This window comes from Halococcus sp. IIIV-5B, from assembly GCF_003602035.1.
In the GTDB taxonomy this organism is placed as follows: Archaea; Halobacteriota; Halobacteria; order Halobacteriales; family Halococcaceae; genus Halococcus; species Halococcus salsus.
The window spans coordinates 23,869-44,777 of record NZ_QZWE01000028.1; the positions used below are offsets into that span (position 1 = coordinate 23,869).

Below are 20,909 nucleotides of genomic sequence, written 5' to 3' on the forward strand. Positions count from 1 at the left end.
AACCGCAAAAGCCGTTCGCCGGTCCGGGGGCGGATCCGAGCTTATATCCCCCCGCGCGGGACTCCCCTACCAATGGCACGGCTCGCGCGGGTCTCGCTCTACCCCATCAAATCACTGGACCCGACGACCGTCCCCGGAGCCGAGGTTGGCGAGAGCGGCGCGCTCGACGGCGACCGTCGGTACGCTATCCTCGACGCCGAGGGCGAGTACGTCAACGGGAAACGAACCCCCGCCGTCCACCGGCTCCGGACGTCGTTCGACCGCGTGGCGAACGAGGTGGTGGTGCGACGACAGGGTGGCCCCGAGGCGCGCCGGTTCGACCTCGACGCCGACCGGGACCGGCTGGAAGCGTATCTGAGCGAGCACTTCGGGCTCGACGCCCAGCTCGTCGATGCCGACGGCGGGAGCTATCCCGACGACACCGACCTCGCCGGACCGACGGTGATCTCCACCGCGACCATCGAGACGGTCGCGTCGTGGTACCCCGGACTCACGACGGAGAACGTCCGCCGTCGGTTCCGTGCGAACCTCGAAGTCGACGGCGTTCCGGCGTTCTGGGAGGACAGGCTGGTGGGCGACCGCGACCACGGGGTCGCGTTCGCGGTCGGCGACGTCACGTTCACGGGGGTCAACCCCTGCCAGCGCTGTGTCGTCCCGAGCCGGGATCCCTACACGGGCGAGGAGATGCCCGAGTTCAGACCGACGTTCATCGAGCGGCGCGAGGCGACGCTTCCCGACTGGGTTGACACGACGCGGTTCGACCACTACTTCCGGCTGATGGTGAACACGACCGTGTCGCCCGCCGAACGCGGCGGCGAGGTTCGCGTCGGCGATGAAGTTCAGATAGTCGGTGAGGAACGGCTGTAGCCCGCTGGGGACTCGAACGAAGGGGAAGCCGGTCGCCGACCCGCACAAACGTTATTCACCCTGCCGCCCCAGTTCGGACAGGATGTGTATCTACTGTAGCTACGACATGGAGGGCTGGTCGAAGCTCCTCGAGTACGACGAGGTCTACCAGAACGCGACGAAACGCGAGCGCGAGGCCGAGTCGAACTACGGCTTCAACGAGTCGTGGGACGAGCTCCGTGACCAGGTTTCGCCGTAGCGCTCGACACCGCTACGCCGTCGGGAACGGATCGGCGAACGAGTCCCCGCGCTCCTCGTCGCCGACGAGACAGTCGTCGAGCGCCGAGACGATCTCGTCTCCGTTCATTTCGGTGCCGATGAAGACCAGCCGGGTTCGTCGGTCGTCGTCCGCGCGCCAGGTCCCGATCGGCCCCGCCTGCACCGACGGCCCGGCCTGGTTGAGCCCCATCACGTCCTCGCGACCCGCGAGCCGGAAGACCCCCTTCGCGCGTACCACGCCCTCGTCCCAGGCGTCGAGCCACGCGTCGAGCCGTTCGGGGTGGAAGGGCCGCTCGCGTTCGTAGACGAACGACGAAACCCCATGTTGCTCGGCCGCCGATTCACCCTCGTGGTCGTGGCCCGCGAGCGTGCGCTTCCAGCCCGCCGACCGGGTCGCGGCCTCGAAGTCGAACAGACCCGTGTCGAGAACCCGTTCGGGCTCGATGTCGGCGTGGGTGGTCCGGACGATCTCGGCACGGGGCTGGAGGGTTCGAAGGGTCGCCTCGATCGCGTTCAGCTGCTCGTCGGGCACGAGGTCGCACTTGTTCAACAGGAGGACGTCACAGAACTCGATCCCCTCGACCAACACGTCGGCGAGCGGGCGGTCGGTCTCGGGGTCGGCCGAATCGGGGAGCGACGCGCCGGCGTCGAACTCCTTCCAGAAGCCGTAGGCGTCGAGCACCGTCACCATCGTATCGAGTTGGTAGTACGCCGTGGGGTCGACGTCGCTCTCGTCGGTACCCTCGGTGAACGTCCGCGCGACCGGGACGGGTTCACTGATCCCCGAGGATTCGACCACTAGCGCGTCGAACTCGCGCTCCTCGGCCAGCCGAACGACTTCGGTCAGGAGGTCGTCGCGGAGCCGACAGCAGATGCAGCCGTTCGAGAGGTCGACGATCCCCGAGTCGTCCGACGACCGCGAGAGGAGGTCGGCGTCGACGTTGATCTCGCCCATGTCGTTGACGACCACCGCGACCTCGCGGTCGCCGGGGTCGGCGAGCAGGCGGTTGAGGAGCGTGGTCTTGCCCGCGCCGAGCGTGCCGCTGAGGACGGTCACGGGGATCGGGTCGGTCGTCATACTTCCTCCAGGAGTTCGAGCACCAACAGTCTTCCAACGACATCGGGTGTAGCGACGGCGCGCGGGTTCCGTTCCGGGACCCACACCGCTTTGCGTGACCGGTGACGAGGAGGGTCGTGGCAGGAAGGCTGGTCGCCACGTGGCGGCGTGTGCTCGCGCTCGCGTGGCCCGTGATGGTCTCGCAGGTGCTCCGGACGCTGATGCGCACGGTGGACGTGCTCGTCACCGCGACGTTCTCGCCGGCGGCGGTTGTCGCCGTGGGGCTCGCCGACCTCTACGGTCGGATCCCGCTGCGGATCGGGCTGGGCTTCGGGAGTGCCGCGATCGCGCTTTCGAGTCAGGACACCGGTGCAGGGGCCGACGCCAACCGCGCCGAGGCGGTGTCGAGCGCGCTTTCGATGGGCTTGGTCGCGGGCCTCCCGATCGCCGCCGTCGGGGTCGGCTTCGGGGGGCCGCTCATCCGGCTGTTCGGCGCGCGGGGAACGGTCGTAACGCTCGGTGCGACCTATCTCGGTGTCGTGCTCGCCACCGCACCCGCCCGCCACGTCTCGCTGGTCGCCGCCCGCGCGCTCCAGGGGGCCGGCGACACCCGGACCCCGATGTACGTCACCGGCCTCGCGAACGTCACCAACATCACCGGGTCGGTGGTCTTCGGGCTCGGACTCTTCGGGGTTCAGCAGTACGGCGTGCTCGGCGTCGGCGGCGCGACGGCGGTCTCGAACGTGCTCTCGGCCGGCCTGCTCGTCGCCGCCATCCGAAGTTCCCGCACCGACCTCCGGCTGGTCCGGCCCACGGACCCGACCGTCGCCCGCCAGCTCGTCGTCGTCGCCGCCCCGAAGGTCGCCGAGGGGCTGGCCGCTACGGTCGCCGAGTTCCCGTTCAACGCCCTCCTCCTCGGCTTCGGCCGGCCGGTCAACGCGGGCTTCCAGATCGGTCGCCGGGTCTACCAGCAGGTCACGGGCCCGCTCTCGCGGGGCTATCGCACCGCCGCCAGCGTTCTCGTGGGCCAGGCGCTCGGCGACGGCGACCCCGGCACGGCGCGGTATCGCGGCTGGGCGACGACGGGGTTGAGCACGATGACGGTCGGCATCGTCGGCGTGGCGCTGTTCGTCCTCGCACCCGACGCCGTCCGACTGCTCGCGAGTGGCTCGCCCGACGCGCTCCCCTACGCGACGGGGTTCGCTCGCGTCTACGGCCTCAGCGCCGTCTTCCTCGCGGGCTTCATCGTACTCTCGGGAGCGCTCTCCGGCGCGAGCGAGACCCGGATCCCGCTGGTCGCCCGCGTCACCGGCGTTTTTGGCATCCTGGTCGGTGGGACGTGGCTCCTCGGTGTCGAACTCGGTTGGGGCGTGCAGGGTGCTTACGCCGCCGTCGCCGGCCAGTACGTCTGGATGACCGCGGTCGTGTTCGTCGGCTTCGCCACCTCCCGGTGGGCGAGCCGCGCCGTGGGGATGATGGCCGCACGCGACACCGCCGACGACTGACGGCACCGTATCCCCGTCTTCGTTCCGAAGCTCTGGGGTTCTAACCCCCGATCCAGCCGAACCGGCGATTTCGATGTGTTCGTATATCTCACGTCGCTCGTATGGTGTGTGTTGGCAACCACCGACGGCCGGTCGCGGAACCGGAGGTGGCGGCCGTGGGGCTGACCGTGACAATCCAGGTCATCCCGCACTCGACGACCGACGCGGAACCGGCCTCTTCTTCTTCCTCGTCGAGAACGCCGACGCAGGGACCGTCTATCGGATCCGTCACCCGCCGGGGACCAAACTCGTCTCACCGGCGGCGCTCGAACTCGGCGGGCTGATGCTCGACGCCGTGAGCGACGGTCGGGGATGGGTGATTCGGGTGCAGTTCACCGACCGAGAAGCCCTCTCGGGGCTCTGGGACGCCTGTGAGAGCGACGGCATCACGTTCGACTTGCGGCGACTGTTCCGTCATCAGCCCTTCAGGACGCTCGGCATCGACGACGCTGACCGACGCCCAGCGCGACGCGCTGCTCGCGGCCTACGAGAGCGGCTACTTCGACGAACCACGCGGGATATCGCTCGCCGAACTCATCGAGGCGGTGCTGGTCGAGGGGGAAGTAATCGGCCCGGCACCGCCCGCGGAGAACCGCTTCCTTCCGCACTCGCGTGAATCCTCGCGGACGGGGATGGATCCCGCTTTTCGGCCATCCTAAAACAGAACGGCTATTACGCATTAGGCTCGCCTAAAAGTATGGCGGACAGTGACCCATCGAGCGGGCGACCGACGCGTCGGGAGTACGTGAAGTACGGCGGTGCCATCATCGGCGGCGGGCTTCTCGCGGGGTGTAGCGGGCAGTCGAACGGTGGCTCGGGCTCGACGGAACAGGCTGGTAGACCGACGTCGACGGGGGAAGCAACCGGATCGTCGGCGACGGCATCCGGCACCGATTCGACGTCGACCGGGGAGGCGACGGGGTCGACGGCGGCCGAAACCGGGACGGCGTCGGGGTCAAGCTACACCGCCGAGCTGTCGCCGGTCGGGACCGTCGCGCTCGACGCGCCGCCGGAGAACGTCTTCACCCACTTCCCGTGGTTCCCGGACATGGCCAGCGCGCTCGGGCAGGGTGACACCATCAACAACCTCTGGTGGGACGGCACGGCCGAGGGGCTGGCGTACTTCACTGGCGAGTTCGACGGGTTCGAGATCGAGTGGGCCGACGAGGCCGGGGAGTACGGATTCTCGAAGGAGCGGCTCTACGAACTCGACAGCGACCTCCACCTCGTCGACCCCGCGTGGGTGACCACGGAGGACAACTGGTCCCGAAGCGACGTCGAGGAGGTCACGAACAACGTCGGCCCGTGGTTCGGGAACTACTATAGCAGCTATCACGCCACGCCCCCGAAGGGCTGGACCGACGGCTACGAGTACACCACGCTGTGGGAGCTGTTCGACCGCGTCGCGAGTCTGTACGGGGCGCGAGAGCGCTACGAGGCGCTCGCGTCCGTCCACGACGACCTCCTCGGGACCGTCGAGGAGGGGATCCCGCAGCAATCGGAGCGGCCGAGCGTTGCGTACATCTCCGTTACGGAGGACCTCGCCGACATCTACCGGCTCCGGCTGAACGCGCCCGGCTACTGGAACGCCCACACCCGTCCGCTCGGCGCGACCGATGCCTTCGGCGACGAGGGGTTCTCGGGGCCGTTCAGCCAGATCGACCTGGAGGCGCTGTTGGCGGCCGACCCGGACGTGATCCTCGCGCTGTGGACGGTCACGGAGACGGTCGATTTCGGTGCGTTGAAACGAAACCTCGAAAACGACCCCGTCGGAGGCGAGCTGACCGCCGTCGGGAACGACCGGGTCTACCCGCAGGGGACGCGGTGGCAGGGCCCGCTGATGAACCTCTTCCAGACCGAGATGACCGCAAAGGAGCTCTACCCCGACCAGTTCGGCGAGTGGCCCGAGTACCGGGACGGCGATCCCTATCCCGAGTTCGGTCCCGACGAGCAGCTGTTCGACCACGGGCGGGTCGCGAACGTCCTCACTGGGAACGACTGACCGAGCCGTGTCCCGGCCACGGAATAAGCGGTTGAGATAATGCACCTCGGGATTTATGTCCCGAGGGACGGCAGTCGAGGGGTATGAGTACATGGAACACGCTCCCGGACCGGTCGAGATCCGGGGACCGGTCGTATCCCGCGACGGTACGCGACGAACCGCTGTTCGACCCCGACAACGAGAAGACGATCCGATGACCACCACGAACCACACCGACAGATGACCGACCAGCCTTCGGAGACCGTCACGTTCGCCGACATCGAGCGCGCCCGCGACCGCCTCGACGACGACTCGGTCGTGAAGCACACCCCGGTCGAGCGGAGCACGTCGCTCGATACGATGACCGGCGGCAAGGTCTCGCTGAAGATGGAGCACCTCCAGTGGACGGGCTCGTTCAAGACCCGCGGGGCGTACAACACGATCGCCCAGCTCGCGGCGGACGGCGGGACCGAACGGGTCGTCGCCGCCAGCGCCGGCAACCACGCTCAGGGGGTGGCGCTCGCGGCGACGAGGCTCGGGATCGACGCCACCATCGTGATGCCGACCGACGCCCCGCAGGCGAAGGTCGACGCGACCCGGGGCTACGGTGCCGACGTCGACCTCGTCGGCCGTGACTTCCAGGCCGCGATGGCCCACGCCCAGGGCCTGGTCGACGACGACGCGACCACGTTCGTCCACGCCTACGACGACCCCGCGATCGTCGCGGGCCAGGGCACCCTCGGGATCGAGATGTGTGAGGACCGCGACGTGGATACGGTGGTGGTACCGATCGGTGGCGGTGGGCTCATCTCCGGGATCGCGACGGCGTACAACCATCTCTCACCGGAGACCCGAGTGGTCGGGGTCCAGGCCGAGGGGGCCGCGACGGTCCACGAGAGCCTCGACAAGGGGATCCCGGTGACCCTCGATTCGGTGAGTACGATCGCCGACGGCATCGCGACCGGCGGGATCTCGGAGCTCACCCTCTCGCTGATCGACGAACACGTCGACGAGGTCGTCACCGTCTCGGACGACGAGATAGCCCAGGCGGTGCTCCTGTTGATGGAGCGGGCGAAACAGGTCGTCGAGGGGGCGGGTGCGGCGTCGGTCGCCGCGCTCCTCGGCGAGGAGCTCAACGTCGAGGGCGAACGGGTGTTCGCGCTGCTCTGCGGTGGCAACCTCGACATGACGATGCTTCGAACCGTGCTCGTCCACGCGCTCACCGACCGCCAGCAGATCCTCCGGCTCCAGGTCCGGATCGACGACCGCCCCGGCGAGATGGGCTGTCTCTCGAACATCGTCGCCGACCACGGCGCGAACATCCGCACCGTGCGCCACGACCGCTCGGCCCCCGAACTCGACGTCGGCGAGGCGTACCTCCTCTTTCGGGTCGAGACCAGCGGCGCGGGTCACGCCCGCGCGATCATCGACTCGATCCGCGAGGAGGGCTACGAGGTGAGCCACGAGAACGCCTGAGAGCCCTCGGTGATCGCTCTCGTCCGTCGAACGCCGGCCGGCGCGTCGAAACACCCATTACACAGCGTGTTGGACGGTCTCGTAGAGCAATCGCGATGTACGACCGAATCCTGATCCCGACCGACGGGAGCGACGAGGCCCGGAAGGCGGCCGAGCACGGTATCGAACTCGCGGCCGCGCTGGACGCGACGGTCCACACGCTCTACGTGATGGACCTGCCGGGCGTGCCGCGTGCCCTCTCGATCCGCGACGACGAGGAACAGGTCCGCGAGGAGTACGAGGCCTACGGCAAGCGCGTGACCGAGGAGGTGCGCGAGATGGCGGCGGCCGCCGGGGTCGAGTGCACCACGGCGGTCAAACCCGGCACCGTCCACGAGCGGATCGTCCGGTACGCCGACGACGAGGGCCTCGACGCCATCGTGATGGGGACCGGCTATCAGGGCCGGTTCGGCGCGCTGCTCGGCACCATCGTCGAGAAGGTCGTCCGGACCTCGGCCGTCCCGGTCATCTCGACGAAGGTGACCGAGGCCGAAGCCCGTCGGGCCGAGACGGGCAGCGACTGACCGATCCGGTCTCAGGAGAGCGCCACGTCCGTCGCGTCCTTGTCGTAACCGAGCCAGACGCTGAGGAGACACGCGACCACGAGCAGCGCGACCGGCAGCCCGAGCACGGCGACGAGAGCCGCCTCGAAGACCGCCAGCACGCCGAGCCAGATGAGCGTTCCGAGGCTCGCGAGCGAGACCGTCGCGACGGTCGTGATACCGAGGGAGAACGCCGCTGCCGCGTCGGGACCGGGTGTATGTCGAAGAGAGGTCATCGGCCGAACCGATGGACTCGGGGAAAGTGAACGCCACGGTCGACATCGACCGTGGTTCGGGCTCACGTCCACCGTTCGCGGGCGTATATCACGATGCTCGCGCTCAGGAACAGCGCCCCGGCGAGCCCGAATCGCTCCGCCGTCATGAGCGCCACCCCACCGGCCATCGTGAGGGTGGCCACGACCGCCAACCCGACCGAGACGAGGCGGGTCAATCGGTCGAGGTCGCGTCGTCACTTCCCGAGACGTCCGTGACGACGTCGCCACCGGAGGAGGTCACGGCCACGTCCTCGTCGCTCCGGATCTCCTCGATGTGGTCCATGAACTCCTCGGATTCGAGGATCTCGTACTCGTTTCTGAGCCCGAGATAGACCGTATAACACATCACGAGGAGTATCACGGCGAAGGGGAGTCCCGTCGAGATCGCCGCCGCCTGGAGCGCGGTGAGACCGCCACCCCAGAGCAACACCGCCGCGACGATGCCCTCGGTGCTCGCCCAGAAGATCCGCTGGGCCTTCGGGACGTCATGTTTCCCGCCCGAGGTGAGGTGGTCGATCACCAACGACCCGGAGTCAGACGAGGTGACGAAGAAGCTGATCACGAGCAGCGTCGCGAGGATCCCCGAGACCGCACCCAGCGGGAACTGTTCGAGGAGCGCGAACATGGCGACGGTCTGGCCGACCTCGTTGTAGGCCGCGAGCACCGCGCCGTTGCCGGTCAGGGCGTTCGCGATCGCGCCGCCGCCGAACGTCGAGAGCCAGACGGTCGAGAACAGCGTGGGCAACACCAACACGCCGAGCACGAACTCGCGGACCGTCCGCCCCTTCGAGATCCGCGCGATGAACATCCCCACGAACGGCGACCACGCGATCCACCAGCCCCAGTAGAAGACCGTCCACCCCGAGACGGTTGGCGCGAGCGTGTTGCCCGCGCCCGCGCCGATCGTGCCGGTGAAGAAACTCAACGCGAGGAAGTTCCCGAGGTACGTACCGAACCCCTCGACCATCCCACCGACGATGTAGAGCGTCGGCCCGACGACGAAGACGAACCCGAGCAGGAGGAACATCAAGTAGAGGTTGACCGTACTCAGGCGTTTGACGCCGCCGTCGAGCCCCGCCGCGACCGACGCCACCGCGATGAGGGTGATCCCGGCGATGAGGAGTACCTGGGGCACCGTCCCGACCGGGACGTCGATGATCCCGAGCATGTCGCCACCAACGTAGGAGATCCCTTGGTTCACCTGCGAGACGCCGAGCCCGAGGGAGGTACAGAGCCCGAAGAGGGTGGCGAACACCGACACGAGGTCGATGACGTGGCCCGGCCAGCCGTAGATCCGTTCACCGAGCAGCGGCCAGAAGATCGACCGGAACGTGAGCGGCAGGCCCCGATTGAACGAGAAGAAGGCGAGCCCGAGCCCGACGAGCCCGTAGATCGCCCAGGGCGAGAGCCCCCAGTGGTAGATGGTCTGTGCCAGCGCCGCCGTCCCGGCCGCGGCGGTCCCGGACTGGGCACCGAAGAACTCCGGGGGGCTCCCCATGTAGACCATCGGTTCGGCGACGCTGTAGAACATCAGCCCGATCCCCATGCCGGCGCTGAACAGCATCGCCATCCACGAGAACCGGCTGAACTCGGGTTCGGCCTTGACCCCGCCGATCCGGATCGAGCCGTACTTGCTCACCGCGAAGTAGACGATGGTTATCAGGAAGACGTTCACCGCGAGCAGGTAGAACCACCCGAACGTGGATTCGATGAACGATTTCGTCCCGTCGAAGACGGCGGTCGCCTGCTCTTGACCCAACAGCAACGTGATCGCGACGAACAACACGATGAGCGCAAGCGCGCCCGGGAAGACGACCGGGTGGACGTCGAATCGACCCCCGAGGAGTTCGTGGTTCGTGTCCCCCGGCTCGCGGTCCGAGTCGGGGTGGAACAGCTCCACTTGGAGCCCACCGGACATCTCCCCGGTCGTGTCGTCGGATTCAGCCATTCACCCGTCCTCCGTGGGATTCGCGTTTCGAGCCGTCGAGTTCGTATCGTCGTACAATCATGATCTATGTGTTCGATCGTGTGGATACTCGCTTATAATCGTTCCCGATACCGGCTGGAGCGGGTCGTCACCACCGCGACGCGAACCAATTGGTATCGATACTCATGATAATAGCTACCAGTGTGACTTATAACTTTTCAGGTTGAGTACGACACTCTATATAACTGAATCGGTCGCGGTCATCGTTGACCAGTCCCGGTACCCGTGCGTCGTGGCTCCCGAGCAGCGGGTAGATTTCCGGGGTCGGGCGGTCCGGGTGTGGCGCTACAGCCCCGTCGGCCGGTCGACGAACGTCGTCTCGATCCCCCACCCATCGGCGAGGGCCTGAAGCGAGCGTACGCCGAAGGTCTCGGTGGCGTAGTGCCCCGCGAGGTAGACGTGAACCCCCGCCTCCTTCGCCTCGTGGTAGACCTGCTGTTTGCCCTCCCCGGTGACGAACGCGTCCGCGCCCCGCTCGACGGCCTCGTCGAACCAGTCGGCGGCGCTCCCGGTGGCGACCGCGACCTCCTCGATCGTGTCGGGACCGAAGTCGAGGTGCTGGACGCCGTTTTCCGGGCCACACGCCTCGGCGAGCGCCGTTCGGAGGCCGTCCGGTGTGAACCCCTCCGGGGCGGTTCCCGCGATCCCGATGTGTTCGGCCCCGAGCGCGGCGAACGGCTCCTGGGCTTCGAGTTCGAGCGCGTCCGCCACCCCCGCGGCGTTGCCGAGGTCGGGGTGGCTGTCGAGCGGGAGGTGGGCGGCGTAGAGCGCCAGGTCGTGCTCGAAGAAGGGTGCGAGCCGGTCGTAGCGCGCGCCGGTCGCCCGGTCGAAGCCGCCCCAGAACAGGCCGTGGTGAACGACGAGGACGTCGGCTCCCACCTCGACCGCCCGCTCGGCGGTCTCGATGGCGGCATCGACCGCGAACGCGGCGTGGTCGATATCGGCTGGGGAATCCACTTGGCGGCCGTTGGCGCTCGCGTCGAGGTCCGCGAACGCGTCGGTACGGAGGCGGTCGTCGAGCCGGGCCGCGAACTCGTCGAGGTGCATACCGGCGGTTCCGCCGCCACGGTTAAGAACGTGTGTGACCTCCTTCCCGCGGAGGTCGATTCTATGAGCAAGCTCTCGAAGATCACGAAAGCGTGGCGACGACTCCCGAACGAGACACAGGGACGGATCAAGCGGAAGGCCAAACGGCTCCTCCGCCGCGGCAAGGACTCGAAGAAATAACTCCCCTCAGTCGGCGGTTCGGGACGCGTGCGTGAAGACGAACTCCCGGAGAAGCTTCGCCCCGAGCGCCGCGGCCTGACCGTCGTCGCGGTCGGTGACCTCGACGACGTCGAACCCCACGCACTGCGGCGCGATCGCACGGACCACGTCCCTGAGGTCGCGGGGCACGAGACCGAACGGTTCCGGGGTGCCCGTGCCGGGCGCGAAGCCGGGGTCGGCGGCGTCAATGTCGACGCTGAGGTAGACCGATCCATCGAGATCCGGACTCCAGTCCGGCACCGACGCCGGCGGGACGGCGGTCACGTCGTCCGCTTCGGCGCGCTCCCACTCGGCCTCGCTCCCGGCCCGTGCCCCGAGAATCACCGCTCGGTCGGCGTGGTCGAGAACGCGACGCGTCGCTGTGGCGTGGCTCAGTGGATTGCCCATGTATTCTTCTCGAAGATCGAGGTGGGCGTCGAGGCAGACGTAGACGTCGGGTTGGGTCGCGCGAACCCCCGCGACACTTACGGTGTGTTCACCGCCGACGAGCAGCGGCAGCCGTCCGTCGTTCGCCGTATCCGAGAGGTCACCCGCGAGGAAGTCGAGATACTCACCGACGTCGTTCCAGGGAGCGATGTCCCCGGCGTCCTGGACGCCGAGGGTGGAGAAGGTTCGATCCGTGCGGTGGTCGTAGTCCTCGAACGGTTCGGCGGCGTGACGGAGTTCACGGGGCCCGAAACGCGTACCGGGTCGGAAGGAGGTCGAGACGTCGAGGGGGGCACCACGGAGGACGTAGTTCGCGCCCTCCTCGTCGGCTCGCGCCCCCGGAAAGCCCATCAGACGACCTTGCGCTGTTCGTCCATCTCGAGGTACTCGATCTCGTCGTCGGGCGAGAGGCTGGTGCCGTCGGGGGTCTTGATGGTGAAGGTCTGATAGGTCTCGAGGTCCATCACCTGGGCGACGCTGTCGGACTCCATGCTGACGACCTGGCCCTGCTTTCGGTTGATGATCGGGACCCAAACCTTCGCGTCCACAGGTTGCGTGAAGTTGCGCTTGTTCTCGTCGAAGACGCCCTTGCCCTCGACACGGGCCTTCGCGCTACCGTGCTTGCCGGGTTTGGCGGTGCTGTAGGCGGTGATTTGACACGGCGTATCGTCGATCATGACGTAACTTCCCTCGTCGAGTTCGCGAACTTGCGTCTGCTGTCTGGCCATGTCCGTGGTTGTTAATCCGGGGGTATAAACGGTTTGGAACCGCTCGTCTACGCTCCGCCGTGGGTCTCGATGACCCGTTCGACGCGTTCCAGTCCATCGGTGAGCGCCGGGGTCGGGAGCCCGAACCCGATCCGGAAGCGGTCGTCGTGGTCGAAGACGCTGCCCGGAGCCAACACCACTGACTCTTCCTCAACGACGGTGCGACAGAACGCCTCCGAGTCCGCGAACCCGTCGGGGATCGTCGGGAAGCCGTTCACCCCGACCGGTTCGAGCCAGTCGAGGTCGTGCTCCTCGACGAACTCGGCCACCATCTCCCGGTGCTTCCGCGCGAGTGCCCGATTCTCGTCGAGGATCGCCGCCTCGTCGGCGAGGGCCTGGCGGGCGACGTGCTGGCCGAAGATCGAGGGCGAGATCGTGGTGTAGTCCTTCCAGTTCCTGACGCCGTCCATCACCTCGGACGGTCCACAGACCCAGCCGAACCGCAGGCCGGCGAGTCCGTAGGCCTTCGTGAGGCTCGTGGTACTGATCCCGTGGGGACCGAGACTCGCGACGGGAGCCTGCGGTTCGTCGGCGAGCAGACGGTAGACCTCGTCACAGAGCAGGTAGGCGTCGTTGTCGGCCGCGAGGTCGTAGACCGCCTCGACGCGCTCCCGTGGGTGGTAGCGTCCCGTGGGGTTGTTGGGGTTGTTGACGACGACGAGTTTCGTCTCAGGGCGGATCGCCTCGGCGACGGCGTCCGGGTCGAGCCGCCAGTCGGGTGGCGTGAGTTCCACCGTCGTCACCTCGGCGAACGTCTCGGGGAGGGTCCGTAGCGACTGGTAGGTCGGGGTGACGACCACCGCGTGGTCGTCGGGGTCGAGCACGGCGCGCGTCGCCAGGAAGTTCGCTTCTTGGGTCCCACAGGTGAAGACCACCTCGTCGGCCGCCCGGCCGTAGCGTCCGGCGACCCGTTCTCGGAACTCGGGGTCGCCGTCGGTCGGGATGACGTAGCCGAGTTTTCCAGGATCCGTGTCGAAACGCGAGGCGTCGAGGCTCCGGATGCCGCTCTCGGCCAGCATGACGTCGGCGTCGTGTTCGTACGCGTCGAACCAGCGTTCGAGCGCGAACGGTTCGATCTGCATGGTCCGAGTACAGAGGGAGGAATGATAACCGCGCGGTTCGTAATCGGTGCTGAATCGCTGGAGCCATGACTAGAAACCCGCGTATTGCGTCCATTCCAGCCGAAGAGGGCGTCCTCTCGCTGTCGGAGTATCTCGCCATGCAGCGCGCGATCGGTGAGGAGACACGGTATCGAGTACTGACGACGCTGCTCGCCGAGGGCGAATCGAGCGCGACGGAGCTCGCGGAAGCGCTCGAAATCCCGTCGAATCGGCTCCACTACCACCTCGACAAGCTGGAGTCGGTCGGGCTGATCGCGAACCGGAAGCGGAAGGAGCGCGATGCAGATGGCTTGTATTCGTACTACGCGGCGACGGCGCTCGGCGAGGGAATCATGACTCACGGTGTCGGTGAGCTGATCGCCGAGGAACGCGACCTCCTCGAACGCTACGGATAGACCGTTTTTTGCCCCCGGCCGTCGAGCGCTTCGCATGGCCAAACAGCCACACCTGCTCGTCGAACCGGGCGACCTCCACGATATCGTGCTCCTCCCTGGCGACCCCGACCGCGTCGACCGGATCGCGGGCCACTGCGAGGACGGCGAACTCATCACTCACAATCGTGAGTACAAGATCATCAACGCGACCTACGAGGGTACTGATGTGACGATCTGCTCGACCGGCGTCGGCTGTCCGTCGGCGGCGGTGGCGATCGAGGAGCTCGCGAACGTCGGCGTGGAGACGTTCATCCGGGTAGGCACCATCGGGGGGCTCCAGGCCGACATCGAGGTCGGCGACGTCATCGTGGCGACCGGCGCGGCGAAGGACGAGGGCACGACCCGGCGCTACGAGGCGGATACGGTCCCGGCCGTCCCGGATTTCGACGTGCTGTCGGGCCTCGTGAATGCGGCCGAGAGCCGCGAGGAACCCGTTCACGTCGGGCCGATAGCCTCGGACGACGCCTTCTACGCCGAGACCGACGAGTACGTCGACGCGTGGGAGGCCGCGGGCTTGCTTGGTGTCGAGATGGAGGCCGCGGCGGTGTTCTCGCTCGCGCGCCGGAAGGGGCTCCGGGCGGGGGCGATCTGCACGGTGGATGGGAACCTCGTCGCGGGTGCGCAGAAGGGCGAGACCGAGGACAACGAGGAGCTGCCGGAGAAGGCGAAGAACAACGTCGCGCGCGCCATCGACATCGCGCTCGACGGTGCCGTCTCGCTTTAGGCTCCGTTATCCGCCAGTCACCGGTGGGAAGGCGGCGAGTTCGTCGTCCTCGTCGAGTCGGGTGTCGAGCCCGTCGCCGTCGGTGAACGGGTCCTCACCGTTTCTGAGGAGGTTGATGTGGTCCCGGACCGTGCCGTCCTCGACGATCTCGGCTTCGAGCGCGGGGTGGCGCTCGAACAGCGCGGCGAGCGCGTCGGCGAGCGTGGCGTTCGGCTCTACCTCGACATCGACTTCGCGTTCGCCAGCGGTCTCGGCGAGGGTGGCGAAGAGCTTCCAGTGCATGGTTCGAGAAGGGTCGGCGGGCACAAATGCGATCCGGCGATCACGGTGCGGCGGTTGCGGTGCGGTCGTGGCGGTGCGGCGGTTGCGGTGCGGCCGCCGGGCGGTCGCGGTGCGGCTGCGGTTCCCTGGTGGATGAAGGGCGAGGACGCTTCGCGTCCGAGGGCTTCGGCGGTGCTGTGCGGTTGCGGAGAGGGTGGTGATTATACCGCGAACGAGCGGAGCGAGTGAGCGGGCCAAGGAACCCCTGAACGGAGTGAAGGGGTGACGCAGGCTTTTGATCCACATTTTGCCAGGGAGTGAGCGAAGCGAACGAGCGCAGCAAAAGGTGGGGACGCGAAAGGTGGGGACGGTAGGGGCCTATGACCGCCAGTACGCCGGCGTGAGGAGCACGAGCACGGGCAGGATCTCGAGCCGGCCGATCCACATCAGGAACGTCATGAACAGCTTCGAGGTGGCCGGGAAGTCGAGGTAGCTGTTCATCGGGCCGACGCTGCCGAAGCCCGGGCCGACGTTGCCGAGCGTGGCGGCGACGGCGCTCATCGCCTCGAAGGCCGTGACCTCGTAGCCCACCCGCCAGGCGTCGGTGGCGACGACGAGCGTGGCGACGACGAAGAAGACGAGATAGAGCAGCGTGAAGGCGTAGATCCCTCGGATGGCGCGGTCGTCGATCACCCGACCCCCGAGGCGAACGGGCGAGACGGCCTCGGGGTGGACGGTGGAGAAGAGTTCGCTGCGGAGGGACCTGAGGATCACCAACCATCGGATCACCTTGATTGAGCCACCGGTCGAGCCCGCCGAGCCGCCGATGAACATCGCGAAGAGCAGGAGGTACTGGGCGGGGTCGCTCCAGGTGTTGAAGTCCATGTTGGCGTAGCCCGTCGTGGTCACGATCGAGACCACGTTGAAGAGGGCGTGGCGCACCGAGTCCTCGAGTTCGCCCGCGATCGGTGGAATGCCCTGCTGGACGGTCTCGATACCGGTCCCGGCGAACAGGAGCCCCGCGACGACGGCCGTCAGCACGCCGATGACACCTAAGTAGGAGCGGAACTCGGCGTCACGCGTCAGTCGATGGGGTTCGCCGTCGAGGACGCGCCAGACCAGCGCGAAGTTCGTCCCCGCCGCGACCATGAACGGGATGATCACCCACTGGACGGCGCTCGAAAACGCCTCGATCGAGCGGGCCTCGGGCGAGAACCCACCAGTCGGCATCGTGGTGAGACCGTGGGCGACCGCATTGTAGAGGTCCATGTTCGGCGCGAGGCCGGCGAGGTGGAGCCCGTAGAGGAGGGCCATTTCGAGCACCGTCAACCCGAGGTAGGCCAACCAGAGCACCCGCGCGGTCTCGGCGATCCGCGGGGTGAGCTTCTGGATCCCGGGCCCCGGCGCTTCGGCGTCCATCAGCTGTGCGCCGCCGACGGAGAGTTCGGGGAGGATCGCGACCGCGAGCACGACGATCCCCATCCCGCCGAGCCACTGGGTGAGCTGTCGCCAGAGCAGGATGGCGTGGGAGTGGCGCTCGAAGGAGATCTCGCCGACGACGGTCGCCCCGGTCGTCGTAAACCCACTCATCGACTCGAACAGCGCGTTCGTCGGGTCGGCGAGGGTCGACTCCGTCCCGCCGACGCCCGCGATGAGGTAGGGTATCGCGCCCACGACCCCGACCGCGAGCCACGTCAGTGCCACCATCAAGAAGCCCTCGCGGGCCGAGAGGTCGGGGTCGGGGTCGACGCGTTCGAGCGCGAACCCGATCCCGGCGACGAGAACGATGGCGATGGCGAAGGTGACGATGTCCCGGCCGTAGAAGAGCGCGACCACGAGCGGGATCGCGAGCGTCACCGAGAGGTACTTCACGACGGTGCCGACGAGGCCCACGCTCGCACGCCAGTCGACCCGTAAGCGGCTCGTCCGGGTCACGTCCGTCTCACGCCCGATCGCTATCGCGTCGAACGATTAATCCACCGCTTCGGCTACGACCGCCAGAACGACGGTGTGAACAACACGAGCACGGGTACGATCTCGATCCGGCCGATCCACATCATGACCGTCATCACGAGTTTGGTGGTGACCGGAAAGCCCTCGTAGCTCCCGTAGGGGCCCGCGAAGCCGAACGCCGGCCCGATGTTCAGGAAGGTCGAGGCGGCCGCGCCCATCGCCGCGAACTCGCCGATCTCGACGCCCGCGCGTGCGGCATCGGCGACCACGAACACCGTGAGCGCCGCGAAGAGGACGATGCTCGCGAGGATGAAGACGTAGCTGTCGCGGATCGTTCCCTCGTCGACCGCCCCGCCCGAGATGCGAACCGGAACGACCGCACTCGGGTGGATCGCGGTGAAGAGGTCGCGCCGGAACGTCTTGGCCACGACCAGCCATCGCACCGTCTTGATCGAACAGGTGGTCGAGCCCGCCATCCCGCCCATGAACATCCCGAGGAAGAGGACGTGACGTGCGCCCGTCGACCACGTGTCGAAATCCACCGTGGCGTAGCCCGTCGTGGTGATTATCGAGACCACGTTGAAGAGGGCGTGGCGCACCGTCTCCTCGGTGGTGGCGAACTGGCCGTCCAGCGCGAGCACGCCCGCGACGATGACCGCCGCGAACGCCACGACACCGATGTAGAACCTGAACTCCTCGCTCCCGCGGAGCCGGCTCGAATCGCCCTGGAGGAGGAAGTAGATCAGCACGAAGTTGGTCGCACCGACGATCATGAAGACGATGACGACCCACTGGACCGCGGGCGAGAACGCGCCGATGCTCGCGGCCTCGGGCGAGAACCCCGCGGTCGAGACCGTGGTGAGGGCGTGGGCGACCGCGTTGTAGAGGGTCATGTTCGGCGCGAGGCCAACGAGTCGGAGCCCGAGCAGGACGAGCACCAACAGACCGGTCAGCCCGGCGTAGATGCCGCCGAGCAGCCGGGCGGTGCGGGCGATCCGGGGGGTGAGCTTCGTGACGTTCTGGTTCTGGGTTTCGGTCTCCATGAGCTGCGCGCCGCTGACCGAGAGGCCCGAGAGCACGCCGACCGCGAGCACCAGGATCCCGAGACCGCCGAGCCACTGGAGCACGCTCCGCCAGAGCAGTATCGACCGGGCGTGGATCTCGAACGACCCCACTACGGTCGCGCCGGTGGTCGTGATCCCGCTCATCGACTCGAACAGCGCGTTCGTCGGGTCGGCGAGCGTTCCGACGCCGGCGATCAGGAACGGCACCGCGCCGACGAGCGCGATCGAGAGCCACGCCAACGCCACCAGCAAGAACGCCTCGCGGGGACCCGGATCGCCGCGTTCGAGACGTGAGAGCCCGACCCCGACGACGAGCGACCCGGTGGCCGGGATCACGAACGGCGCGATGGGCTCGCGGTAGAGGAGGGCGACGACGGCGAGGACGGCGAGCGGACCGGCGAGCGCCGTCAGGACGCGGCCGAGCAGGTTCGCACTGGTTCGGAGGTCGACCCGGACCGGCATCTATACCCGCGCCGCGACCGCGTCGATCGAGCGAGTTTCGACGAACAACACGACGTGGTCGCCGACCTCGATCACGGTGTCGCCCCGTGGGATGACGTAGCGGCCGTCGCGCGTTATCGCCCCGATCGTCACGCTCTCCGGGAGGTCGGCGGCGGAGTCACGGATCGGCCGGTCCGCGAGGACGCTCTCGGCGTCGACCTCGATCTCGAGCACCTCTGCCCGGTCGTCGTCGATGATGGCGACGTTCTCGGTCTGCCCCTCGCGGCTGAACCGGATGATCTCCTCGGCCGTCGCGTCGCGCGGGTTGATCGCCGCGTCGACGCCGACCGCCTCGAAGAGAGTGGCGTACTGGGCGGTCTCGACGAGCGCGATGGTTCTGTCGACGCCGATCCGGTCGGCGAGCAGCGAGGCGAGCAGGGTCTTCTCGTCGGAGTCGAGCGCCGCGACCACCACGTCGGCCTCGTCGATGTGTTCGCGCGCGAGGAACTCGCGGTCGGTCGCGTCGCTCGACAGCACGGTGGTGTGGGGCAGGCGCTCGGCGAGTTCGCGGGCGCGCTCGGGGTCGCGCTCGATGAGCCGCGGGTGGAGACCGCGGTCCTCGAGGATCACGGCGGTCTGGAGGGCGACCTCGCTGCCGCCGACCACCACGACGTCCTTGCCCTCCCCCTGCTGGTCCGGCGTGAGCTCGCCCGCGAACGCCCGGATACCTTCGGGGCTACCGATCGCCACCAGATCGTCGCCGGCGGCGAGCGTCGTCGCGCCCTTCGGGATGATGACCTCGTGTTCCCGGAGCACCGCCGCGAGCGTGACCTCGTCGAACCGGTCGACCTCCGCCACGGTGCGGTCCACGAGCGGGCTCTCCGGGGGGAGCGAGAACTCCGCCATCAACACGCTCCCGTCGGCGAAGGTGTCGACGTCGCGCGCCGCCGGGAGGCCGATGACGCGGGCGACGGTCTCGGCGGCCAGCAGGTCGGTCGAGACCATGAAGTCGACGCCGAACGCGCCGCCGGCCTCCTGCCAGGTGTCGAGGTGGGTGGTGCCGCGCACCCGTGCGACGGTGAACGCGTCGCTCACGGTCTTCGCGGCTGCGCAGGTGACGATGTTGGTCTCGTCGTCGTCGGTGCTCGCGATCACCATGTCCGCCCGCTCGACGTCGGCCTCGCGGAGGGTCGGGAGCGCCGCCCCGTTGCCCTCGATGGCGAGCACGTCGTAGGAGTACATCAGGTTCTCGACGCGGTCGTCGTCGATGTCGACCACGACGACCTCGTGGTTGGCATCGAGGTTCGCCGCGATCGTCGAGCCGACCTGGCCGGCCCCGACGATTATCACCCGCATCTACCGCAGCCCTCGCTCATGGCCGTGTCTCGGGGGGTGTCGATAAGTGGATTCCCCTTTCTACTCTCCGCCGGTGCCCGCGACCGCCTCGGGGAGTTCGTGGCGTTCGATCGGGAGTCCGAGTTCGTCGAGGGCGGTCTCGACGTGTTCGTCCTTCGCGTACTCCGCACCGGCCTCGACCCGGGCGCGCTGGGCCGCCGCGAGCACCTCGCCACGGCGGTCGTCGGGGATGTCGTACTTGTCCGTCGCGAGTTCGATCGTGAGGCCGTTGTGGTCGTGGGTGTAGAGCGAGTGGAACACCCCGCGGTCGAACTCGTTGTAGCGGTGGCCGATCCCGTCGAGGGCCTCCTTGGTCTCGACGAAGCGGTCGGGCGCGATGGAAAAGGCAAGGTGGTGGACCGCGCCGATCCCCGGTCGCTGGGGGCCCTGGTGGGAGTCGTACTCGTCGGAGACGAAGAAAGTGAGCATCCGACCGTCGCCCGTATCGAAGAACAGGTGAGTCATCTCGGGGGCGTCGAGGTTGGGCTGGCGGAGCACCAGCGGCATCCCGAGGACGTCGCGGTAGAACTCCACCGTATCCTCCTCGTTGCTCCCGATGAGGGTGACGTGGTCGGTGCCCGTGGTGCGGAGGGTGCTCTCCGGCAGCTCGGCGGTGACGTCGGTATCGTCCATACCGAAACTACGCTCTCCGGGTACTTGAGCCTGTGTCTCGGAACAGTGACAGCGTACGGCGGTTCCGGCAGTCATAGCGGGAAAGGTCGGCGTCTCGGCGAGCGCGGTGCGGGCCTGGTGGATGAAGGGCGACGGCGCGAGCGAAGCGAGCGCCGGAGGGCTTCGGCGGCGCGGCTGCGGTGCGGAGGCGGAGCGGGTGCGGAAGCGGTCGGCGGATGCGGGAGGGAAGTGGTTGTACCGCGAGTGAGCCGAAGGCGAACGAGCGGGCGCGAGGGTGACCAACGGGAACCCGACGCGCTTTTGATCCACATTTTGCCAGGGAGGCCGCTTCGCGGCCTCCCTAGCAAAAGGTGGGTATTAGTCACTCGCGGGCCGGTCGGCGCGCGAGTGACTAATAC

Annotated in this window: 22 protein-coding genes; 9 read left to right on the forward strand and 13 right to left on the reverse strand. The window is 67.8% G+C overall.

The genetic code is table 11. From position 1 onward, the window contains the following. Window positions 1–72: 72 nt before the first annotated feature. Both D3261_RS15715 and D3261_RS20420 read left to right on the forward strand, forming a co-directional pair. Window positions 73–867, forward strand: a complete 795-nt coding sequence (locus tag D3261_RS15715; protein ID WP_120073989.1) for an MOSC domain-containing protein — start codon at window positions 73–75, stop codon at window positions 865–867. A gap of 82 nt (window positions 868–949) precedes the next feature. Further along, on the forward strand, window positions 950–1,105 hold the full coding sequence (locus D3261_RS20420) for a hypothetical protein (protein ID WP_192928014.1): 156 nt from the start codon (window positions 950–952) through the stop codon (window positions 1,103–1,105). A 12-nt stretch (window positions 1,106–1,117) separates the two neighbouring features. Here D3261_RS20420 and D3261_RS15720 read toward each other — a convergent pair whose 3' ends face one another. Further along, window positions 1,118–2,203 carry a GTP-binding protein gene (locus tag D3261_RS15720; RefSeq protein WP_120073991.1) on the reverse strand — a complete coding sequence of 362 codons (1,086 nt, stop codon included), beginning with the start codon at window positions 2,201–2,203 and terminating at the stop codon, window positions 1,118–1,120. Window positions 2,204–2,376: 173 nt separating this feature from the next. Here D3261_RS15720 and D3261_RS15725 point away from each other — a divergent pair, with 173 nt between their 5' ends. The 5 genes from D3261_RS15725 to D3261_RS15750 all read left to right on the forward strand — a co-directional run bounded on the left by D3261_RS15725 (window position 2,377) and on the right by D3261_RS15750 (window position 7,746). Then, window positions 2,377–3,687 (forward strand): MATE family efflux transporter, encoded by a 1,311-nt coding sequence (locus tag D3261_RS15725; RefSeq protein WP_199694035.1) that lies wholly within the window; start codon window positions 2,377–2,379, stop codon window positions 3,685–3,687. 410 nt (window positions 3,688–4,097) lie between these two features. Further along, complete coding sequence (locus tag D3261_RS20730) at window positions 4,098–4,385, forward strand: helix-turn-helix domain-containing protein (RefSeq protein ID WP_233554017.1); 288 nt, start codon at window positions 4,098–4,100, stop codon at window positions 4,383–4,385. A gap of 38 nt (window positions 4,386–4,423) precedes the next feature. Beyond that, window positions 4,424–5,728 carry an ABC transporter substrate-binding protein gene (locus D3261_RS15735; RefSeq protein ID WP_120073995.1) on the forward strand — a complete coding sequence of 435 codons (1,305 nt, stop codon included), beginning with the start codon at window positions 4,424–4,426 and terminating at the stop codon, window positions 5,726–5,728. 219 nt (window positions 5,729–5,947) lie between these two features. Continuing rightward, window positions 5,948–7,183: a threonine ammonia-lyase gene (ilvA, locus tag D3261_RS15745; RefSeq protein ID WP_120073996.1), complete on the forward strand. Its 1,236-nt coding sequence runs from the start codon at window positions 5,948–5,950 to the stop codon at window positions 7,181–7,183. A gap of 95 nt (window positions 7,184–7,278) precedes the next feature. Continuing rightward, window positions 7,279–7,746: a universal stress protein gene (locus tag D3261_RS15750; RefSeq protein ID WP_120073998.1), complete on the forward strand. Its 468-nt coding sequence runs from the start codon at window positions 7,279–7,281 to the stop codon at window positions 7,744–7,746. An 11-nt stretch (window positions 7,747–7,757) separates the two neighbouring features. On the opposite strand, the gene D3261_RS15755 is transcribed toward D3261_RS15750, so the two are convergent. From D3261_RS15755 to D3261_RS15780, 7 genes are all read right to left on the reverse strand, one after another. Then, window positions 7,758–8,000 carry a hypothetical protein gene (locus D3261_RS15755; RefSeq protein WP_120074000.1) on the reverse strand — a complete coding sequence of 81 codons (243 nt, stop codon included), beginning with the start codon at window positions 7,998–8,000 and terminating at the stop codon, window positions 7,758–7,760. A gap of 62 nt (window positions 8,001–8,062) precedes the next feature. Beyond that, window positions 8,063–8,215: a hypothetical protein gene (locus D3261_RS20110; RefSeq protein ID WP_158589409.1), complete on the reverse strand. Its 153-nt coding sequence runs from the start codon at window positions 8,213–8,215 to the stop codon at window positions 8,063–8,065. After that, window positions 8,212–9,987 (reverse strand): BCCT family transporter, encoded by a 1,776-nt coding sequence (locus D3261_RS15760; RefSeq protein ID WP_120074001.1) that lies wholly within the window; start codon window positions 9,985–9,987, stop codon window positions 8,212–8,214. Before D3261_RS15760 ends, D3261_RS20110 begins: the two co-directional genes overlap by 4 nt. 324 nt (window positions 9,988–10,311) lie before the next feature. Then, complete coding sequence (locus D3261_RS15765; RefSeq protein ID WP_120074003.1) at window positions 10,312–11,073, reverse strand: Nif3-like dinuclear metal center hexameric protein; 762 nt, start codon at window positions 11,071–11,073, stop codon at window positions 10,312–10,314. A 186-nt stretch (window positions 11,074–11,259) separates the two neighbouring features. Further along, entirely contained in the window at window positions 11,260–12,069 is an 810-nt protein-coding gene (gene speB, locus D3261_RS15770) for an agmatinase (RefSeq protein ID WP_120074005.1), read from the reverse strand. After that, complete coding sequence (locus tag D3261_RS15775) at window positions 12,069–12,446, reverse strand: translation initiation factor IF-5A (RefSeq protein WP_007695398.1); 378 nt, start codon at window positions 12,444–12,446, stop codon at window positions 12,069–12,071. Before D3261_RS15775 ends, speB begins: the two co-directional genes overlap by 1 nt. A gap of 47 nt (window positions 12,447–12,493) precedes the next feature. Continuing rightward, on the reverse strand, window positions 12,494–13,567 hold the full coding sequence (locus D3261_RS15780) for an aminotransferase class I/II-fold pyridoxal phosphate-dependent enzyme (RefSeq protein ID WP_120074007.1): 1,074 nt from the start codon (window positions 13,565–13,567) through the stop codon (window positions 12,494–12,496). Between the two features lie 65 nt (window positions 13,568–13,632). Here D3261_RS15780 and D3261_RS15785 point away from each other — a divergent pair, with 65 nt between their 5' ends. Beyond that, on the forward strand, window positions 13,633–14,001 hold the full coding sequence (locus D3261_RS15785; RefSeq protein ID WP_120074009.1) for a helix-turn-helix domain-containing protein: 369 nt from the start codon (window positions 13,633–13,635) through the stop codon (window positions 13,999–14,001). A 34-nt stretch (window positions 14,002–14,035) separates the two neighbouring features. After that, complete coding sequence (locus D3261_RS15790) at window positions 14,036–14,764, forward strand: nucleoside phosphorylase (protein ID WP_120074010.1); 729 nt, start codon at window positions 14,036–14,038, stop codon at window positions 14,762–14,764. A 6-nt stretch (window positions 14,765–14,770) separates the two neighbouring features. On the opposite strand, the gene D3261_RS15795 is transcribed toward D3261_RS15790, so the two are convergent. From D3261_RS15795 to D3261_RS15815, 5 genes are all read right to left on the reverse strand, one after another. Beyond that, window positions 14,771–15,046 (reverse strand): ubiquitin-like small modifier protein 1, encoded by a 276-nt coding sequence (locus D3261_RS15795; RefSeq protein WP_120074012.1) that lies wholly within the window; start codon window positions 15,044–15,046, stop codon window positions 14,771–14,773. Between the two features lie 357 nt (window positions 15,047–15,403). After that, window positions 15,404–16,960 (reverse strand): TrkH family potassium uptake protein, encoded by a 1,557-nt coding sequence (locus D3261_RS15800; RefSeq protein ID WP_120074014.1) that lies wholly within the window; start codon window positions 16,958–16,960, stop codon window positions 15,404–15,406. Window positions 16,961–17,013: 53 nt separating this feature from the next. Then, window positions 17,014–18,504 (reverse strand): TrkH family potassium uptake protein, encoded by a 1,491-nt coding sequence (locus tag D3261_RS15805; protein ID WP_120074016.1) that lies wholly within the window; start codon window positions 18,502–18,504, stop codon window positions 17,014–17,016. After that, complete coding sequence (gene trkA, locus D3261_RS15810; protein WP_120074018.1) at window positions 18,505–19,839, reverse strand: Trk system potassium transporter TrkA; 1,335 nt, start codon at window positions 19,837–19,839, stop codon at window positions 18,505–18,507. A 60-nt stretch (window positions 19,840–19,899) separates the two neighbouring features. Next, complete coding sequence (locus D3261_RS15815; RefSeq protein ID WP_120074020.1) at window positions 19,900–20,511, reverse strand: VOC family protein; 612 nt, start codon at window positions 20,509–20,511, stop codon at window positions 19,900–19,902. Between the last annotated feature and the right edge of the window lie 398 nt (window positions 20,512–20,909).

Coding starts and splice junctions, on each gene's coding strand:
- D3261_RS15715 (WP_120073989.1), top strand. CDS start 73: ATGGCACGGCTCGCGCGGGTCTCGCTCTACCCCATCAAATCACTGGAC.
- D3261_RS20420 (WP_192928014.1), top strand. CDS start 950: ATGTGTATCTACTGTAGCTACGACATGGAGGGCTGGTCGAAGCTCCTC.
- D3261_RS15720 (WP_120073991.1), bottom strand. CDS start 2,203: ATGACGACCGACCCGATCCCCGTGACCGTCCTCAGCGGCACGCTCGGC.
- D3261_RS15725 (WP_199694035.1), top strand. CDS start 2,377: ATGGTCTCGCAGGTGCTCCGGACGCTGATGCGCACGGTGGACGTGCTC.
- D3261_RS15735 (WP_120073995.1), top strand. CDS start 4,424: ATGGCGGACAGTGACCCATCGAGCGGGCGACCGACGCGTCGGGAGTAC.
- ilvA (WP_120073996.1), top strand. CDS start 5,948: ATGACCGACCAGCCTTCGGAGACCGTCACGTTCGCCGACATCGAGCGC.
- D3261_RS15750 (WP_120073998.1), top strand. CDS start 7,279: ATGTACGACCGAATCCTGATCCCGACCGACGGGAGCGACGAGGCCCGG.
- D3261_RS15755 (WP_120074000.1), bottom strand. CDS start 8,000: ATGACCTCTCTTCGACATACACCCGGTCCCGACGCGGCAGCGGCGTTC.
- D3261_RS15760 (WP_120074001.1), bottom strand. CDS start 9,987: ATGGCTGAATCCGACGACACGACCGGGGAGATGTCCGGTGGGCTCCAA.
- D3261_RS15765 (WP_120074003.1), bottom strand. CDS start 11,073: ATGCACCTCGACGAGTTCGCGGCCCGGCTCGACGACCGCCTCCGTACC.
- speB (WP_120074005.1), bottom strand. CDS start 12,069: ATGGGCTTTCCGGGGGCGCGAGCCGACGAGGAGGGCGCGAACTACGTC.
- D3261_RS15775 (WP_007695398.1), bottom strand. CDS start 12,446: ATGGCCAGACAGCAGACGCAAGTTCGCGAACTCGACGAGGGAAGTTAC.
- D3261_RS15780 (WP_120074007.1), bottom strand. CDS start 13,567: ATGCAGATCGAACCGTTCGCGCTCGAACGCTGGTTCGACGCGTACGAA.
- D3261_RS15785 (WP_120074009.1), top strand. CDS start 13,633: ATGACTAGAAACCCGCGTATTGCGTCCATTCCAGCCGAAGAGGGCGTC.
- D3261_RS15790 (WP_120074010.1), top strand. CDS start 14,036: ATGGCCAAACAGCCACACCTGCTCGTCGAACCGGGCGACCTCCACGAT.
- D3261_RS15795 (WP_120074012.1), bottom strand. CDS start 15,046: ATGCACTGGAAGCTCTTCGCCACCCTCGCCGAGACCGCTGGCGAACGC.
- D3261_RS15805 (WP_120074016.1), bottom strand. CDS start 18,504: ATGCCGGTCCGGGTCGACCTCCGAACCAGTGCGAACCTGCTCGGCCGC.
- trkA (WP_120074018.1), bottom strand. CDS start 19,839: ATGCGGGTGATAATCGTCGGGGCCGGCCAGGTCGGCTCGACGATCGCG.
- D3261_RS15815 (WP_120074020.1), bottom strand. CDS start 20,511: ATGGACGATACCGACGTCACCGCCGAGCTGCCGGAGAGCACCCTCCGC.